15 protein-coding genes are annotated in these 15,822 nt (G+C 58.2%); 6 read left to right on the top strand and 9 right to left on the bottom strand.

All coding sequences use genetic code 11. From position 1 onward, the window contains the following. From NW816_RS08870 to NW816_RS08835, 8 genes are all read right to left on the bottom strand, one after another. Window positions 1-1,557 carry a B12-binding domain-containing radical SAM protein gene (locus tag NW816_RS08870; RefSeq protein ID WP_414408909.1) on the bottom strand — a complete coding sequence of 519 codons (1,557 nt, stop codon included), beginning with the start codon at window positions 1,555-1,557 and terminating at the stop codon, window positions 1-3. Between the two features lie 327 nt (window positions 1,558-1,884). Continuing rightward, on the bottom strand, window positions 1,885-2,241 hold the full coding sequence (locus NW816_RS08865) for a phage holin family protein (protein ID WP_414408908.1): 357 nt from the start codon (window positions 2,239-2,241) through the stop codon (window positions 1,885-1,887). A 44-nt stretch (window positions 2,242-2,285) separates the two neighbouring features. After that, on the bottom strand, window positions 2,286-2,576 hold the full coding sequence (locus NW816_RS08860) for a BolA family protein (RefSeq protein ID WP_414329320.1): 291 nt from the start codon (window positions 2,574-2,576) through the stop codon (window positions 2,286-2,288). 29 nt (window positions 2,577-2,605) lie between these two features. Beyond that, complete coding sequence (grxD, locus tag NW816_RS08855; RefSeq protein ID WP_041437553.1) at window positions 2,606-2,944, bottom strand: Grx4 family monothiol glutaredoxin; 339 nt, start codon at window positions 2,942-2,944, stop codon at window positions 2,606-2,608. A gap of 104 nt (window positions 2,945-3,048) precedes the next feature. Beyond that, entirely contained in the window at window positions 3,049-3,774 is a 726-nt protein-coding gene (gene ubiE, locus NW816_RS08850; protein ID WP_414408907.1) for a bifunctional demethylmenaquinone methyltransferase/2-methoxy-6-polyprenyl-1,4-benzoquinol methylase UbiE, read from the bottom strand. A gap of 66 nt (window positions 3,775-3,840) precedes the next feature. Beyond that, entirely contained in the window at window positions 3,841-4,563 is a 723-nt protein-coding gene (locus tag NW816_RS08845; protein ID WP_414408906.1) for a hypothetical protein, read from the bottom strand. A gap of 145 nt (window positions 4,564-4,708) precedes the next feature. Next, complete coding sequence (locus NW816_RS08840; RefSeq protein ID WP_414408905.1) at window positions 4,709-4,987, bottom strand: hypothetical protein; 279 nt, start codon at window positions 4,985-4,987, stop codon at window positions 4,709-4,711. A gap of 101 nt (window positions 4,988-5,088) precedes the next feature. Beyond that, window positions 5,089-5,712 carry a CatB-related O-acetyltransferase gene (locus NW816_RS08835; protein ID WP_414399320.1) on the bottom strand — a complete coding sequence of 208 codons (624 nt, stop codon included), beginning with the start codon at window positions 5,710-5,712 and terminating at the stop codon, window positions 5,089-5,091. Window positions 5,713-5,814: 102 nt separating this feature from the next. On the opposite strand from NW816_RS08835, the gene cobU reads away from it, so the two are divergent. Genes cobU through NW816_RS08820 form a run of 3 tightly spaced genes read left to right on the top strand, consistent with a single transcriptional unit; the run spans window position 5,815 to window position 7,479 of the window. Further along, a complete protein-coding gene (cobU, locus tag NW816_RS08830) occupies window positions 5,815-6,372 on the top strand; it encodes a bifunctional adenosylcobinamide kinase/adenosylcobinamide-phosphate guanylyltransferase (RefSeq protein ID WP_414408904.1) in 558 nt (185 codons plus the stop codon). A 37-nt stretch (window positions 6,373-6,409) separates the two neighbouring features. Continuing rightward, on the top strand, window positions 6,410-6,889 hold the full coding sequence (locus tag NW816_RS08825; protein WP_414358003.1) for a CRR6 family NdhI maturation factor: 480 nt from the start codon (window positions 6,410-6,412) through the stop codon (window positions 6,887-6,889). Beyond that, the gene (locus tag NW816_RS08820; RefSeq protein WP_414358000.1) at window positions 6,886-7,479 is read left to right on the top strand and encodes a hypothetical protein; all 594 of its coding nucleotides are present in this window, start codon (window positions 6,886-6,888) and stop codon (window positions 7,477-7,479) included. Before NW816_RS08825 ends, NW816_RS08820 begins: the two co-directional genes overlap by 4 nt. Here NW816_RS08820 and NW816_RS08815 read toward each other — a convergent pair. Beyond that, window positions 7,448-12,340 (bottom strand): translocation/assembly module TamB domain-containing protein, encoded by a 4,893-nt coding sequence (locus tag NW816_RS08815; protein WP_414408903.1) that lies wholly within the window; start codon window positions 12,338-12,340, stop codon window positions 7,448-7,450. The genes NW816_RS08820 and NW816_RS08815 overlap by 32 nt on opposite strands. Before the next feature lie 296 nt (window positions 12,341-12,636). Between NW816_RS08815 and NW816_RS08810 the strand changes: the two genes are divergently transcribed. The 3 genes from NW816_RS08810 to NW816_RS08800 all read left to right on the top strand — a co-directional run bounded on the left by NW816_RS08810 (window position 12,637) and on the right by NW816_RS08800 (window position 15,617). Continuing rightward, window positions 12,637-13,050, top strand: coding sequence for an STAS domain-containing protein (locus NW816_RS08810; RefSeq protein WP_414357994.1), 414 nt, complete (start codon window positions 12,637-12,639; stop codon window positions 13,048-13,050). Between the two features lie 8 nt (window positions 13,051-13,058). Then, window positions 13,059-13,814 carry a precorrin-2 C(20)-methyltransferase gene (locus NW816_RS08805; RefSeq protein ID WP_414408902.1) on the top strand — a complete coding sequence of 252 codons (756 nt, stop codon included), beginning with the start codon at window positions 13,059-13,061 and terminating at the stop codon, window positions 13,812-13,814. A gap of 1,266 nt (window positions 13,815-15,080) precedes the next feature. Next, window positions 15,081-15,617 carry a GNAT family N-acetyltransferase gene (locus NW816_RS08800; RefSeq protein WP_414408901.1) on the top strand — a complete coding sequence of 179 codons (537 nt, stop codon included), beginning with the start codon at window positions 15,081-15,083 and terminating at the stop codon, window positions 15,615-15,617. The last annotated feature ends 205 nt before the right edge of the window (window positions 15,618-15,822 follow it).

Here is a 15,822-nt window from a genome sequence, read left to right as displayed (position 1 = left end):
TCAAGATGAGCTGGCCAGCAAAGGATCGTATCCCAGTTGCTGGGTAAGCCGGGCGCGGGCCAATTCCCGATATTCCCAAAAGTGTTCTCCTGCGGCGCAGAGGCCCAAATACAAGTTCAGCAGGCTGGGCTTGCGCCGCCAAATCGTCCATAGCTGTCGCCAAAATTGGGCGCGAATTTCAGGGTGAAGGATCCCTTGCCGCCAGATGAGTTGTAGAAGCAGATGGATCCCTTTGCGGAGGGGCAGCTTCATCATTTGCCGTCGGCCATCTTTGATGCCGATATTCAGGCACTGTTGCAGGCAGCGAGACAAATATCGTGCAGGATCATACAGTTTCCAAAAACTTTCCAGATACTCTCGGGCAATCTCCGATAGAGAACGGGTGGGAATAAAGTTCATCAGTGTATTTTGATCGCCAAACTCAGTCACGCCGATCCCTTCCAGCAACCGTTCCTCTTTCTTCAAGCGATTCCAGAGTTGCGTGTTTGGCAAAGCCTGTAAAATGCCTAACATCGGCTGAGGAATACCGGTTTGCTCGACAAAAGCCTGGATGCGATCCCCTGCTCCTGGCCGCTCTCCATCAAAGCCTAGAATAAACCCAGCGTAGATCAGCAGTCCGGCCTCGTTGATCTTGCGACAGGCTTCCACCAAAGGGTGACGGGTATTTTGTAGCTTTTGAGTCATCTGTAAGCTGTCTTGGTCTGGGGTCTCAATGCCCAAAAAGACAGCATAGAACCCCGCTTCTACCATCAACCTCATCAGCTCTTCGTCTTCCGCCAGGTTGACTGAAGCCTCTGTCATAAAGGTAAATGGATAGTTGCGCTTCTGGCTCCAGGGGATCAGCTCTCGTAAAAATCGCTTGACGTTGCGCTGGTTGCCGATAAAGTTGTCGTCTACCACAAATACCGAACCCCGCCAACCCAAGTCATAGAGAGCTTGCAGCTCGGCTAGCATTTGACTTGGCTCTTTGGTTCTCGGCTTGCGTCCGTAAAGAGAGATGATGTCGCAAAACTCGCAATTGAAGGGGCAACCTCGCGAAAATTGGACTGACATCATGAAGTATTGATCCATACGCAGCAGATCAAACCTCGGCAAAGGACTTTGGGTTACGTCCGGCTTTTCGGCGGCCCGAAAAATGCCCGACTCTTGACCTGCTTCTAGGGCCTTGACGAAAGCCGGTATGGTCACTTCCCCTTCGTCCAAAACCAAATAGTGAGCCCCGGATTCCAGGGCGTCTTGCGGCACAGAAGTTGGATAGGGCCCGCCCACAGCTACTTTTTTGCCCAGTTGTACAGCCTTGCGAATGAGGGCGTGGAAATCTTGTTTTTGCACCAGCATGGCCGACAAGATCACCAGATCGCACCAGTGCCAATCGGCTTCTGTTTCATCAGCTACATTGCGATCCACAAAGCGAATCTCCCAGTGTTGGGGCAGCAAAGCAGCAACGGTGATCAAGCCAAGAGGTGGCATTAGCGCTTTTAGCCCCACCATCTCAATGGTGCGATTGTAAGACCAGAATGATTGAGGAAAACGCGGATAGAGCAGCAACGCCTTCATACCAACCAGCTCCTGAGTTGCAGATCGACCAACTTGATCCCCTACTGGTTTCCTATCGATTTGCTAGGCTTAGATAAAGCAGCCACAGATCAAACGCCTGCTCGCAATATCCTGCTGATGTTAGCCATTGGCAGATCTTGTGCAGGCTATCTGTGGAGAATCCTATGGTTCTGCGGCAAAAACTTAGCGGGCAGGGCCAATGGAGTAAAGCTTATCGGGATCCCTTAAAGTTGGTTTTGGTTATCGTCGGGCTGAGTGTTGACGTTCCCCTAGCGTACCCCCTGCAATCTTGAACCAAACCCTGCCCTCTCACGGCTGGGGACGAAGTCAGTTCGGCGCACCTTGCTCAAAAACCTGCTGAACCAAGCCGCTGACGATGGAAAGTACAATTGCGCCGATAAACGCCCAGCCGAAATTATCGATGTTGAAAGCATTCCCGGCCAGCTTATCGGCAATGGCTAGACAAATGCCGTTCAAAATCAGCCAAAACAAACCCAGGGTAAGAACCGTAATCGGCAGGGTGATCAGCCGGAGAATCGGCTTAACCAAACCATTGACCAGACCAATGGCCAGAGCCGCCACCAAAGCCCCGCCAAACCCGGAGACGTGGATCCCGGGCAAAAGCCAAGCCAGGATCATTACACTCAAGGCTGACATCAGCCAGGTGGCCAAAAGAGTTGCCATGCTCCCTCCTCTGCCCTGATGGGGCCGCGATTTTGCCCTCTATGCTAGCTGATCTCCTCAGGGATCCCTTGCGCAGAAACCTCTTCAGGGCTGTAAGTTTGCAGGGCCAAAGCATGAATGCTCCGCCCCATGTGTTCCGCCAGAGCGGCATACACCAGGCGATGTCGCTGTAGGGTCGTTTTGCCGACAAACGAAGGCGACACTACTTGAACTCGGTAGTGCCCTCCTGTCCCGCCCCCGTGGCCGATGTGAAGGTGGGACTCATCCTCCACCTGCACATGAAGAGCCTGCAGCTTCTCCATCAGGTGCTGCCGAAGGTAGTCGGGGGTAAGCATGGCAACCCCTCTGGATGAGATGGGATCCCTTAAGATTGAGCCGTGGCCTTAGCAAAGGCTGCCTCGACCAGCGGACGCAGCTCGTTGCGGGCGTGCATCTCTTGGATGATGTCGCAACCGCCCACAAACTCCCCATCAATATAAATCTGCGGGATAGTAGGCCAGTTGGAAAACTCTTTAATCCCCTGGCGGATCTCAGGATCCTCGAGTACGTTAATCGCCGTGTAGGGGAAGCCCAAACTATCCAGCACACGAACGGCGGCATAGGAAAACCCACATTGGGGCATTTCCGGGGTGCCCTTCATGTAGATGAGCACCTTGTGGGTGCGGATTTGCTCACGGATTTTCTCTTCCAAAAGGGGATCCAGCATGGTGTTCAGCCACTATAGCGACAACAGCCGATAGGCAAACCGACATCCTATCGAGATCTCATTTTCGTTCACTTCTAACATACTTGGCACTCTCCCCACGGCTAGGCCGAGGGATTCTTTTTCGCAATCACCAGTACCCCCATCATGCCCCACGCTAGGGGGTAGAACTTGGCGCTGGCAAACCCTGCTTGCAGGGCCATTTGTCGTTGCTCTTCTCCAGAGGGGAAGCGATCTAGGCTGGGATCGATGTAGGCATACTCGGATCCCAGTCCCAAAGTTTTGGCCTGGGCAACCACCTGGGTGTTCAAGTACCAGCGCTGAAATTGCTCGAAAAGAGGGATCCCTGTGGGGCGGTGAAAATCCAAAATGGCGGCACGACACCCTGGCTTCAGTACTCGCCCAATCTCTCGCAAGGCTTGGGGAATATCGGTTACGTTGCGCAGGCCGTAGCCCATGGTAACGGCATCGAAGCTATTGTCGGGAAAAGGTAAGGCCAGGGCATCTCCCAGAACCCACTCCAGCGAGTAGCCGGGGAACAGCCGGGAGCGACGCCGGGCAACGTCCAGCATGGCGGGAGAGAAATCCAGGCCCACCACATGTCCCCTTCGTCCTACTCGGCGGGCCAACTGCAGAGCCAGATCGCCGGTTCCGCAGCACAGATCCAGCACATGTCCCCCTGAGCTGGCACCCGACCAACGCACGGCCATACGCTTCCAGACCTGATGGAGGCCCAGGCTCAAGGTTTGGTTGAGGGAGTCGTAGTGGGGAGCAATGCGGTCAAAAAGCGCTCGGATTTCCTCAGGCTGTTCAAAGGTTGGGCTAGGCACCGGTTCTCAACTCCACCTCCTGTTTCCGCGTATCCTACAGACCTTTGGATCCCCGACCTGAAGCCACTACGGCGGCACCGGGATCCCGCTGGCTCCTACTCGGTGGCGGCGGCTGGGGTAATCGGCCAAACTCAGGGACAGGGATCGGGATCCGGCCAAGCTGGAGGCTGGGATGCGGATAATTCCCTGGAAGACTTGGCTGTTGGGGGGCAGCTCCCCCGGCAAACCCTGGGTGAGGGCGTTGATCGACCGTCCGTTGTCGTCGGTAATGTTCAGGAAGCTGTAGAGAAAGCGCACCGTCTCTGCCGAGTTGTTCTGCATGGCCACATTCAAGACCACTTGGCTTCCCTCTCGACGAACCGAGAGCACCTGCATAGAGACCTGTCCACTGGCGGCAATTTGTGGCGGGGGCGGAGGTGGTGTGGGGGCCAGCGGGGCTGAGGTAAGGACTCCGTCCTGCTGACGGGAACGAGAAGGTGGAGGAGATGGGGTGGCGGGGCGAGGAGTTGGCGATGGGGCTGCCGCCAATTCAGGAGACACTCTGGGAGTGAGGGTAGGGGTGGGAGTTGCGACCGGAGCGGGTGTTGGGGTAAAGAGGGGGGTGGGAGTCGGGGGCGGGCGAAGGCTGGCTTGGACTGCTGCAATCACCTCAGCCTCGTTCAGCAAGGGCACAGTGCGGGGATCCCGAACTTCGCGGGAGCGAGAAGCCTGACCGGAGCCGGTGACAGGAGAAGAAACCCCGGATAGGGCTCGCTGGCCAAATAGGTAGCCCAAGCAAGCGCTCAACACCGTTGTGAAGAGAAATGCGCTCGTCCAAAACAGCACCCCCGAGAATGTGGAGGTGAACTCCTGAGATAGTCTGGCCGGTCTGCGCAAAGGCTGTTAACTCCTGCTGCTGGTTCGCTTACCCGATCATACGAAAGTGACGGAGAAGCTAGGGGTTCTCGACTGGGGCAGAGTTTTTGCGCTGTCGCTCATGGGCCTGTAGCGGGGCGCTGTCTAAGTTGGGCAGCCGCTCCCCCAGCCACCAACCCGGATCTTCCCAGCTTAGGGATCCCAGCCATTTCTCGGCTCGATCCGCCAGCACCAATGCCAACAAGACGGGGGCAGTGGTGATCCCCAGCGCTAGGCTGAGCCAGAGCGGTTGAGCAGATCGAAAAGAGGCCGAAGCAGCCTTTTGTTCAGGCGGAGATATTGGCTTGGGATCTGTCATGGTCGAGCTTTTGAGCCTGAAGTACAGTCAGGTTATTCGAGATTGTTTTTTCAAGCGTAACCAACTCTCATCTTAGCCTGCGGGGAATTTCTCAAGTAGTTTCAAACAGCAAGAAGGCTTTGCTTGATCTGAGAAAGCCCTGACATTGCTTCCTGATCTAGTGGCCGACAGAGAAGAGGTGCTGCCTGGCGTATGGCTTCAAGGGGCCAATCCCACCAAGCAAGTTGGATAAGCCACTCGATCACTTCAGGTGCAAAACGGTAGCGAACCACCCTCGCTGGCACGCCCGCAACAATGGCATAAGGGGGGACATCTCGAGTTACCACAGCACCCATTCCAACAACTGCTCCATTTCCAATGGTTACCCCCGAGCGAATCTTAGCGCCATAGCCAATCCAAACATCATGGCCAACAACAATATCTCCGCGAGTTACAGGGTGCCCTTTCAAAGCACGAAGCTCTCGCCAGGAATCAGGTAAATGGGTGAAAGGGTAAGTAGTAACCCAGTCAGTATGGTGCTCGTACCCTACGAAAAAATGCACCCCTCCTGCAATCGAAGTGCAACGTCCAATCTTGACGCGGGATGACTCTCCCATCCAATGAAGGAAAAACTCATATCCGTAGCTTAGGGAGCCAATCGTGAGCAGAGGAAAAGGCTCTAAACCGGCGTGAGCAAAATAGGTTTTCTCTTCCAGCTGGGCAGCGTGCTCGATTCGGATGGGCATAGAGATTCAGCCTCAGGATTGACCGGGTACCACTCGGCTGAGGACTTCAGCAGGCTGTTGTCGAGGTTAGACTCAAACGTCAGTGGATTTCCATTCTACCCAATGGCGATTGTGCTGATCTGTGGCCCTGTGCGCTCTGGCAAAAGCCGGCTGGCAGAGGGTTTGGCTGCGGCTTCGGGCTTGCCGGTTGTCTACCTGGCTACCGGGCCAAAACCCGATCCTGAGACTGACCCAGAGTGGGCAGAGCGCGTTCAACAGCACCGGCAACGACGACCTTCCGGTTGGCAAACTTGGGAAACCGGGAGGGACTTGGGGGCAGAACTGCAAAAGTTACCCCAGCCCTGCTGTGCGCTGGTGGATTCGCTGGGGGGATGGGTGGCGCAGGGCCTAGACTGTCCCTCTTCAGAATGGGATCCCTTGGTGCAATCCTTCCTGGCAGCCTTGCAAAGCTGTAGGGGGGAGATCCTCCTGGTGTCTGAAGAGGTGGGCTGGGGGGTGGTGCCCGCCTATCCTATGGGGCGGCGCTTTCGGGATCGGATGGGAGAACTCACCCAAAGGCTGGCTCCTCTGGCCGACCAAGTGTTTTTGGTAACGGCAGGTTTTGCCCTCGATCTCACCCGCCTGGGGATCCCGGTGGCAGGCAAGATGGAACAGAGCTGAGATAAGCTGCATTTGCAAGCCAGATAGCCGTGTCGCTGTGCCGATTACCTTCTACCTTCCCGCCAAGGCCATTCAAACTCTGGATCTCACCCCCGGCCATGAGCTGGTGAAAACCCTGATGGCGGATCCCGTGCGTGCTGCCCAGCAGGTGCAATGCGCCATCGATTGGCCGCGCAGCCCTGAGGATCCGCGGGAGCTGTCCGAGATCCCGGAGGTGCGCCTGTGGTTTATTCGGTGGGATACGGTCTACCCCTGGATGCCCTACTTCCTCAATTGGCGTCAAGGAGAACTCGCCCGTTACGCGGCTATGATGGTGCCCCACCAATTCAACCCTCGGGAGGGCATTGTTTACAACCCAGAAGCGTTGGAGATCTTCGTCTACCAGAAGATCTTTGTGTTGATGCGGTGGTTCAAGCAGCAGAACCTGGGATCCGCCTCTATGCTGCGGGATATGGCTTTGGTGTTTGGCTTCGAGATCCAGCCGGAGTTTCTCGCCCTGTGGGAGGCAGAGCCATGAAGGTGATGGTGGCCGACACCTGGCCAGGGATCCCGGGAGCTACGGCAGTGGCCGACGCTTGGCAGCAGGTGGTTCAACGCCCTTGGGGCCGGCTCAGTGTGGATCCCACCCCTTCGGAAGCTCAGCTCAAGGCTCTCTGGCAACAGATCTCCGAGTGGGCAGGAGAGAGAGATCCCCTACTGGTTTTGCCGGGCAGCGTTGCCGATCCCATAGGGCCAGGCCAAACCTGGGCCGATCTAGCCCATGCGTGGGGGTTGAGCTTGCTGTTGACGTTGCAACGGGAGGCCGCCCTGAGCCAAGGTGCTGCTTTTGCCGCCCTGTTACGCCAAGCCAGGGCCCGTGGTTTGGGATGGGTGCTGGTTGGATCCCTGCCCGAAACTGGGGATCCCCAGGCTTTGGCAGAGCTGGATGCAGCTTTGATCCCACGCCTGGCAGCCCAAGTGGGAATGCCGGTGTTGGGGAGGATGGCTCCTGATGGCCAGATCCTTTGGGATACAGATGCTCTATCGCTCTGCGACGCTGGTAAAACCATTTTCAATCTGGCCGGAGCGGATCCTGCTAGAAGCGGGTCTCAAACTCGATGGAAATGACATTGTTGCCCTCAAAATCGGTACTGGCGCGGGTGAGGGTTTGCTCGTTGAAGCGGTAGCGGGCGCTGTAGCGGGTGGGCTGGAAGGGATCCGTCAAGTTCCGCTGCAGCGAGAGGGAAGTGGCCGGCCCCAGATCTCGGGCCACCTCCAAGGCCAGCCCCACTGAAGAACGGTTGGGAGCGCGGGTATCGATCTGGGGGATGGGGCTGAGGCGAATTTCATCCAGGCCAAGGGTATCCCGCAGAGCTTCCTGCAGCTCGCTGAGCAGGGCCGTTCCCGCCAGCCCGGCCACCCCTGCCTCTGGATTGAGTTGGGCCAAAGCCGTTCCCCCCAACAGGGCGACGATCTCTTCCGGGGAGCGGCTGGGGCTGCTGGAAAGGGACAGAACTCCATTGCGGGGATCCGCCTCGGCAAGTTGGCTGGCCCGCCCGTTGACCGTGGCAAAAATATCGATGCTCTGCTGGGATCCCGGCAGGTTGCGGTTGGTGTCGAAGGGGGAAAGATCTTGGGGGAAGCGGTACACCTCGAAGGCTTGGGTCATCAAGCGCAGGTTTAAGAAGGGATCAAAGGGGTTGTCCAAGTCGAAGGTGGCGGTGTTGGGGCGGGAGCGATCCAAGCGAAAGTTGGCGATGGGCAGGCTGACCCGGCCTCGCTCCAGAGTGATGGTGCCTGCCGGGCGCGGATCTTGGGGGGTGCCGAAAAGGCGCAAGGTGCCGGAAGCATTGAATTCAAACAAGTTAGGCCGCTGCACCCGGATCCGGGATCCCAAGGCCAGCTCCAGCCCATTCAACCGCGGCTGCCAAAAGGGTAGGGCTGTCGCGGACGTCGGCGGTGCAGAGTCCTCAGCCGCCTCTGTTGCGGTGGGTGGCTCAGGGCGAGGGCTTACATCCACAATCCCCTCGGAAACCTCTAAACGACCTTCAATCAACGGTCGCAGGAGCAGCCCCCCCACCACCACTTCTCCTTCCAGGCGGCCCGTGTAGAGATTGGGCAAGTTCAGGCGGATCCCTTGGAGCTGCAGGCTCAGCGGCTGCAGAGCTTCTCCTTCTTGCAAAGCTCCGCGAGAGTTGATGGGCAAAACGCCTCTGGCCACCAGGGATCCCTCCCCCAACTGTCCGCGCAGCTCCTGGACTTGCAGTTGATTGAGGTTAAAAGCAATCTGGCCTGTCAGGTCGGTGATGGGTTCCGGTAGGGCTGCCAGCTTGAGGATCCCGGAGTTGACGCTCAAGTTCCCCTGTAGGCTGGGCTCTCGTAAGGTGCCGCGGATGGTCAGCTCCAGTTGGCTTTGGCCGCCTTCCCAGCGCACTTGGTCGGTGAAGAGGTTGATCAGGCGCAGACCGCCATGCTTGGCTTGCAGGGTGAGGTCGATCTGGTCGGATTCGGCCCGCACCTCGGCAAAGGGCAGGGTGTAGGGCACCAGGCCAAAGAGGCGAATGGGTTCGTCACCATTGGCCAGCAGGGCGCCGTCCAGGCGCAGCTGCCCCCGCTGGTAGTCAAATTGTCCTCCCACCTCCCGCAGCGGCACCTGGTTGATCTGGGCGTTGACCACTGTCAGGGATCCGGTGGCACGGGGATCCCGCAGGTTGCCGGCCAGCTCCACATCCAGGTTGAGATCCCCCTGCAGCTCCAGCTCCTCCGGCAAGAAGCGATCCAGCAAAGCCAGAGGAAATCCTTGAATTTGCAGGGATCCCGACTGCTCCTCCAGCCCCAGCCTGCCGGAGAACAGGGCTTGCCGCTCTCCACTGCGCAACAGCAGCGGCTCCAGCACCACTGCTCCCTCCGCACCGCTTGTGGGAACGACAAGGCTGCCGACCGCAGTGAGGGTTTCAATGCCAAACTCCTCGGCTTGCCAATTCCGGCCCTCCAGTTGAAAGCTGACACGGGGCTGGGCAAGGTTGCCGGCAATACTCAAGCTGCCCTGAAACTCCCCTCGCAGACTCGTGGGCGGCGGGAAAGTGCTCCGCACCGCTGACGCGAACAGCGGATCCATGCGGCTGGCCAGAGTCTCCAGGTGGGCGGCCAGGATCTGGGCATAGTACTCTAGCTGCTCCAGGAGAGGATGGTTGGGCAAACCAACCGGATCGGTCTCCAACACCGAGGCAGGGCCCAAGGGGGGCAATTGGAAACCCCGGGTGGTGAGGTCGCGCCACTGCCGCCACTTGAAGGCGGAGATGATATCTTCTAGCCGACCTTGATGGGTGCTGATCTCTAGGTCAATTTGGGGAGCGAGAGCCGCCAAGGTGGGATCCAAACCGGCTTGCAGAAGAGTTGCAGGCAGCTCTAAGGTGCCCCTAGCCGTATAGGTGCTCTCGAACAAATCCAGTTGGGCTTGAGCAATGGTCAGCCGGGGAGAGCCGGAGTCGCCCGCAGTCTGGTAGTCAAAATCCACCGAGAAGCCCTGCACTTTCATCCCTCCCCACTGCAGATCCGCTACCGCAGCCCGTCCTTGGGCAGCACCACTCGCCAGGTCAACTGCCACCTCCCCATCGAGGTTCCCCTGTAGGCTGGCCCACGGCCCGGCAGCTAAGCCCCCCAGCAAAGCCAGCGGCAGCCGATTCACCGTCACCTGGAGCTGTTCCTGCTGTCGTTGACCTACTGCCTCCGCCTCCCCTCGCCGGACTTGAAATTGCAAAGGCTGCAACTGGGGATCCAACTGCAACGCCAGCCTGTCCTGCTGTCCCTGGAGATCCACCTCTACCCCTCGAGCAGACCCCTGGAAGGATCCGGCCAAGTCTTCAAATTCAACTCCTGCTATGCTGAGGCCCTGGAGCCGAGCCTCTCCCTCCACCTCTAGGTTGTCCAGGGATCCCCGAATCTGCCCCGAACCTTGCAGCACCCCCTCCACCAAGGGTGGCAGGCCGGGCACTTCTGCCAAGGAAACCCCATCCACAGCCAAGGCCAAATCCAGGGATCCCACCTGCAGGGTTTGAGGATCCACCGGGATCCGCCCCCGTATGCCGGCCAGCCGAGTTGCGTCGGCCAAGATCTCACCTTCTTGGATCACTAGGCCCGCCCCATCCCAGGCCACCTGGCCCCTTGCCTCTCCCAGAGGCTGCGACAGGATCACCGAGCCCTGCGCCCGCAGCGCCCCCAAAAAGCCCAGCTCCGACACCTCAGCCGTGTTCACCTGCGCCGTGAGGGCTCCTGAGAGGGATCCCGTCCATTGGGGGTTAAAGAAAGCCAGCGGCACATTCTGGGGGCTCACCTGGGCTTGCACTTGCCCTCCTGCCCACCGCCCCGCCACCTGCGCCTGCCCTCCTTCTACAGCCAAGACTGCCTGAGGCACCTCCACCACCCAACCGTCAGCCTCTGGCAAGAGCTGGAGCTGCCCTCTTCCGGCGATCTCTCCCCCTTGGGTTGCCCAGGTGGCCTCTACCTGAGGTTGGGATCCCGTCAGCGTCACCTGCACTTGCGCGGAAACCGGCCCCACCCAAGGAAGAGCGCCCCGGCGCGGCAAGTCTCCCCCGTAGAAAGCCAGCACCTGCTCCGCATCCATCCCCGTCACCTGCAGTTGGAACTGGCCCGCCAAGCCAGCAGCCCATTGCAATTGGCCGGATCCCTGAATGCGACCCCCCGCCGCCCTTAGGTCGATTGCCTCAAAAGTCAAGGTTTGATCCGCAAAGTGGAAGCCAAAGGCATACTCCGACACCGGCAGGCGATCCACCCGCCCCGGCGAAAGCCCCCGCAACTGTCCCCGAATCTGTGGCCGATCCAAGGGGCCGGTGACCGTTACGGATCCCCCCACCACCCCCTCCACCGCCACCGGCAGGCCAGTCACGTCAAACGTCTCTTGGATCTGTTGAAGACTGGCCGGCACCAGTTCCGCCTGCAAACCAAACCCCTGCCCCTGGCTCCAGTCCACAGGGCCTTTCAGCTCTGTGAAGGAAAGCTGACCCAAACGACCGCTGACTCCCTGCAGCTCCAGCCCCTGCAAGGTAAAGCCAACGGAGCCGTTCACCTCTTCAAAGGGATGCGGCAGCATCTCCAGCCCCAGCCGAGCCTGTTGAACCTGGGCCTGCCCCGTCAATGCCAGCGGTTGATCCCGCCGCCAGAGCACCTGGAGATCCAAGCCAGTTTCCCCCTGCACCTCCGCAAAAGGGGCCGCCGGCACCACACTGGGCAAGAGATCCAAAGGCAGGCGGTCTGCAGAAAGCGACACCGAACCGGAAGCCTGGGCAAAATCCGCCACCCCCCTGAGCTGCAGCGGGTATCCCCTCCTCCCCTCCAGGCGCGTCAGCGGTGCAGAGTCCTTAGGGCGCAACCGGGCTGCCGCCTGGAAACTGGCCCGCCCCCCGAAAAGATCCTCCTCTCCTGGCGGGGCATTGTGGGGCAGCCACACCTGCACCTGGGCCTGCAACTGGTCAAACTGCCGCCGCTCCCCCACCAAAGGAATGGCCGTCAGGGATCCCTGGCGCAAGCGAATATTCAGCCCCTGGAAAGGCAGGGATCCCTCCCCTTCCCCTTCCGGCAGTTGAAACTGAACATCCGCCCATCCCCGATCCAGCGTTTCCATCAGCAGCAGTTGTGGCCGATTTAAGGTAACATTGAGCACCCGTTCCCCCGTCCGCAGCCAAGTCCAGAAATCGGGGCTGAGGTCGATGGAGCCGATGGTGGCCAAATGCTCAATGCGGCTTTCTCCCAAACTCACCTGCCAAGGGGACAGAAACCTCACCTCCCCCAACTCCACCCGCCGCCGCGTCGCCTGAGATAGAACATCCTCCACCTGGGGCAGCACCTGAGTTTGAAGATAAGCCGCAGCCCCCCAAGCTGCCCCAAAAGCTGCAGCCGTTAAGCCCAAACCCAGCCCTGCCCCCACCCAAGCCAAAGCGCCGGGGGAAAGGTTGAATTGTCGCTGCTGCATCTCTGGATCTCGGTGATCTTCTCCCAACCGCCCACCCCTTAAAAACCTGTCAGGCTGCCAAAAGCCGTTCGTGCATTGCAGGTCGGCCCTGCCGGCAAAGTTGCCCCCATCCTACCCAAGGACTCCTGGCTTGCCACGAGGGAACAGAAAGAAGAAATCCCTGCTCCCAGGCGTAATTCCCCCAAAGACCCAGCGGAAAAATACCGTCTCGCGAAGAGAACGGGGATGCTAAGCTATCTCCACACCCGAGATTGAACCCACCTTGGGGCCTCTCTCAGGTGTTCCCTTCTGTCGAGATGGTTGAAAGGAGAAGAGCCATTCCGGAACCCCTATCTCTGACGGTCAGCTTGCGCGGCAGCCACGAAGCGCTGGAAAACTGCCAGGTCTTTCACCTGACCGGCCTTCTGGATGCCTTTTCCGAGCCGGTCTTTGTTAAGGTGGTCACCAAGTATTTAGAAGAGGGATCCCCTAACCTCATCTTGGATTTGACAGGGATCGACTTCATCGATAGCTCTGGCGTCGGCGCCCTGGTGCAATTGGCCAAGCTGGTGCAGAGCCGTGCGGGTGTCTTTCAGGTGGTGAGCAATCCCCGCATCACCCAAACGGTGAAGCTGGTGCGCCTGGAGAAGTTCCTGTCTTTGCGCAACTCCTTGCAGGAAGCCTTGGATCGCCTGAAGGAAGGAAGTACGGGCAGTACAGAGACCGCCTGATACACAGTATGGGTCTGGGAACCTTTTGGGGGATCAGTGCTGGAGCAGGGGATCCCGACTGGATAACGGTCAAAGCAGCCCGCATCCTCAGCACGGTCAACTGGGTGGCCTGTCCCCAAAATGCCGCCGGCCAGCCGGGCCTGGCCTATCAGATTGTGCGCCCTTGGCTGCGACCGGAACAAACCCTCTTGCCGCTTCGCCTGCCCTTTGTCACCCAGCCGGAAGTCCTGCAAGCTGCCTGGCGAGTGGCTGCCCAGCAACTAGCCCCACTCCTAGAAAGGGGAGAAGATGTCGCCTTCATCTGTGAGGGAGACGTGGGCCTCTACAGCACCTTCGCCTACGTGGCCCAAGCCCTGCGGCAGCGGATCCCCGCCTTGCCCATCCAGGCCATACCGGGGGTGTGCTCTCCCTTAGCCGCTGCTGCTGCCCTGGGATCCCCCTTGGTGCTCGGCTCCGAGAAATTGGCGATTTTACCGGCTCTGTTTGCCCTCTCGGAACTGGAGCAGGCTTGTGCCTGGGCTGAGGTAGTCGTCCTCATGAAAGTGGCCTCTGTCTACCCTCAGGTTTGGCAGTGGCTGGCCGAAAGAGGTTGGCTGCAACAAGCCAGCTTGGTGGTCTGGGCCGGCTGGCCTCAGCAAACCCTCTTCCCCACCCTGGAAGGACTGGCCGACTACCGGCCCCCCTACTTTTCCCTCTTGATCCTGCGCTCTCGGCCCCGGAATAAAGATTCTCTTAACCCAGAAAACGGGCTGCGGCTGGATTGAGTTTTCTAGGATAGGGAATGAGTTTTTTCCGGCGATTCAGCCCGAAGCAGGGGTTGGTCGGTATTTTTTTGCGTGTGTTTCCATTGAGCTTAAGTCCCGTACCGAGCCGGCTTGTTTCCCCAAAAAAGCAGGTATCTTGTGCCGGAAAGATGTCAAGGAAACCCAGTCCAGCATCCTTAGGATCCTTGCGTTGACCTACATCAAAAAGAGATGAAAAGACCAAGTTAAAGGAATGATCCGACCTGTTAAGAATAGTTGCCAACCTGGGTTGAGGGATCGGCTATAGGTTAGATTATGAATGTAGTGATTCAGGCGAGGAGGATAATATCTCATCCCCATCTCAAATGCGAGGCACCGCTTCTCGACTGACTCAAATCCAAAATTCTCTCCAAAGTTCTCTGTCGGTCAACGCTCTGATCCAAACTTCCGATCCGTTGCTTCGGCAGATTCTCCTGAGAAGTGGTTGTCTCGCCCAGCAGGGCACCTGGTACCTACGACAGGTTTTCCTCGAAGCAGAACAAGGGAGTTAAGCAGATAGCAGTTGGGCTTGCTGCACAAGCCGCTGGGGGAGCGAGAGAGTGCTCTAGCTGTTCCTCAAATAACGAGTGGTTTTGCCAGATCAACAAGCTCAGCCGGCTATTTTGAATCTCCATTCATGAGCGAGTCAGGGTGGGAAAATCGGTGATCGGGTTCAGGTGCTCTCAACCTGCAAGCTCTGGCAACTTGGAACCAGCGCTCAGTGGGACAAGGGCTGCGGGCTTTAGCAATTTGAGGTTCTCTCCTCTCGGTTCATAGTTTCACTCTCGCTTTTAGGAGGTTGCTATGTTTGCCTTTCTCTCGAAGATTGCTAGAGCAGTTGTCCGCATATTCGCTCCTGCCAAGTCCGATCTGGTGGAAGTGGGTTACCAGCCCATCACAGATGATATCTATCGCATCAACGGCTCAGCCTGCCACGTTAGCGATCTGGAGATCTCATCGTAAGCCTCAGATTCAGATTCTGGTGTCAGAGCGACCACTGGCGCTGGCCCAAAAATTGAGTTCGTTTGTTTGCCGACTAATTTGTCGAGCCCAGTAGTGGGAGCGGTTGAATCAGCTACAGGTTAAGACAACAGAATAAGTTTTGATGAATCTTGGATGCGGTTAGTCCGCGTCGGCAGGGGTGGTTTTCCTCCCTGTGGCCAAGTCCTACCGGTTCAGTGGCGGCTCCGTTTGGGGGTCGCCACTTATTGTTTTGTTGTTTGCAAGTTGTTTGGGAAAATAAGGGGGATGCCTGCGGTTGCCCCGTCTCAACCTGTGTTGCCTTCCCCTGTGGTTTACCCGGCTACACCGGGCGATCTGGATCCCTTGGCCGAAGTTCTGGCGCAGGTTTTTTATCCGCCCTCAGGCCTGCAACGCTGGATCCACCCGATTTGCAAGCTGGGTATTCGCGAAGATTTGCGCCTCAGGCTGGCCACAAGGGATCCCTACTATTGCTGTCTGGCGGCTGCGGTGGGATCCGAGGTGGTAGGCACTGCCGAGATCTCTTTGCGGGTCATCGCCCATGGGAAGTATCCCTACCTTTCCAACTTGGCGGTGCTGCCCGGCTGGCGGCGGCGAGGAATTGCCCGTCTGCTTTTGCTCAGTGCTGAAGAAGTGGTGCAAGGGTGGGGCTACCGCCGTTTGCACCTGCACGTGTTGGAAGACAATCTCCCCGCGCGGCAACTGTACGCCCAACTGCGCTACACCCCTATTGAACGCACCGCTCAACTCTGGCGATGGCTAGGGATCCCTCCGCAGCTTCTGCTCTGCAAGTGGCTACCTTGAATCGGCCCATCGGCAACATTGAGCTGGCAGATTCCCACCCCGCCGGCTTGCTTCATGGTGGTGAGACGAGGTCCTGGACTCAGCTTTTATAAAGTTATGTAAACTAGAAATCGGGTTTTAGAGAGGTCCTAGGTCGTGTTGATCTTATGTTAGGATAGAGAGAATAATTTATAGAGGAAAGAGGATGAAGTTGGTTTTTTTAGAT

Origin of the sequence: Synechococcus sp. W55.1, assembly GCF_047461655.1 — a bacterium.
Taxonomy (GTDB): domain Bacteria; phylum Cyanobacteriota; class Cyanobacteriia; order Thermostichales; family Thermostichaceae; genus Thermostichus.
This window is presented reverse-complemented; position numbering and strand designations above follow the sequence as displayed.

Coding starts and splice junctions, on each gene's coding strand:
- NW816_RS08810 (WP_414357994.1), top strand. CDS start 12,637: ATGGTTGAAAGGAGAAGAGCCATTCCGGAACCCCTATCTCTGACGGTC.
- cobU (WP_414408904.1), top strand. CDS start 5,815: ATGGCGATTGTGCTGATCTGTGGCCCTGTGCGCTCTGGCAAAAGCCGG.
- NW816_RS08860 (WP_414329320.1), bottom strand. CDS start 2,576: ATGCTTACCCCCGACTACCTTCGGCAGCACCTGATGGAGAAGCTGCAG.
- NW816_RS08815 (WP_414408903.1), bottom strand. CDS start 12,340: ATGCAGCAGCGACAATTCAACCTTTCCCCCGGCGCTTTGGCTTGGGTG.
- NW816_RS08840 (WP_414408905.1), bottom strand. CDS start 4,987: ATGACAGATCCCAAGCCAATATCTCCGCCTGAACAAAAGGCTGCTTCG.
- NW816_RS08835 (WP_414399320.1), bottom strand. CDS start 5,712: ATGCCCATCCGAATCGAGCACGCTGCCCAGCTGGAAGAGAAAACCTAT.
- NW816_RS08870 (WP_414408909.1), bottom strand. CDS start 1,557: ATGAAGGCGTTGCTGCTCTATCCGCGTTTTCCTCAATCATTCTGGTCT.
- NW816_RS08865 (WP_414408908.1), bottom strand. CDS start 2,241: ATGGCAACTCTTTTGGCCACCTGGCTGATGTCAGCCTTGAGTGTAATG.
- NW816_RS08805 (WP_414408902.1), top strand. CDS start 13,059: ATGGGTCTGGGAACCTTTTGGGGGATCAGTGCTGGAGCAGGGGATCCC.
- NW816_RS08800 (WP_414408901.1), top strand. CDS start 15,081: ATGCCTGCGGTTGCCCCGTCTCAACCTGTGTTGCCTTCCCCTGTGGTT.
- NW816_RS08820 (WP_414358000.1), top strand. CDS start 6,886: ATGAAGGTGATGGTGGCCGACACCTGGCCAGGGATCCCGGGAGCTACG.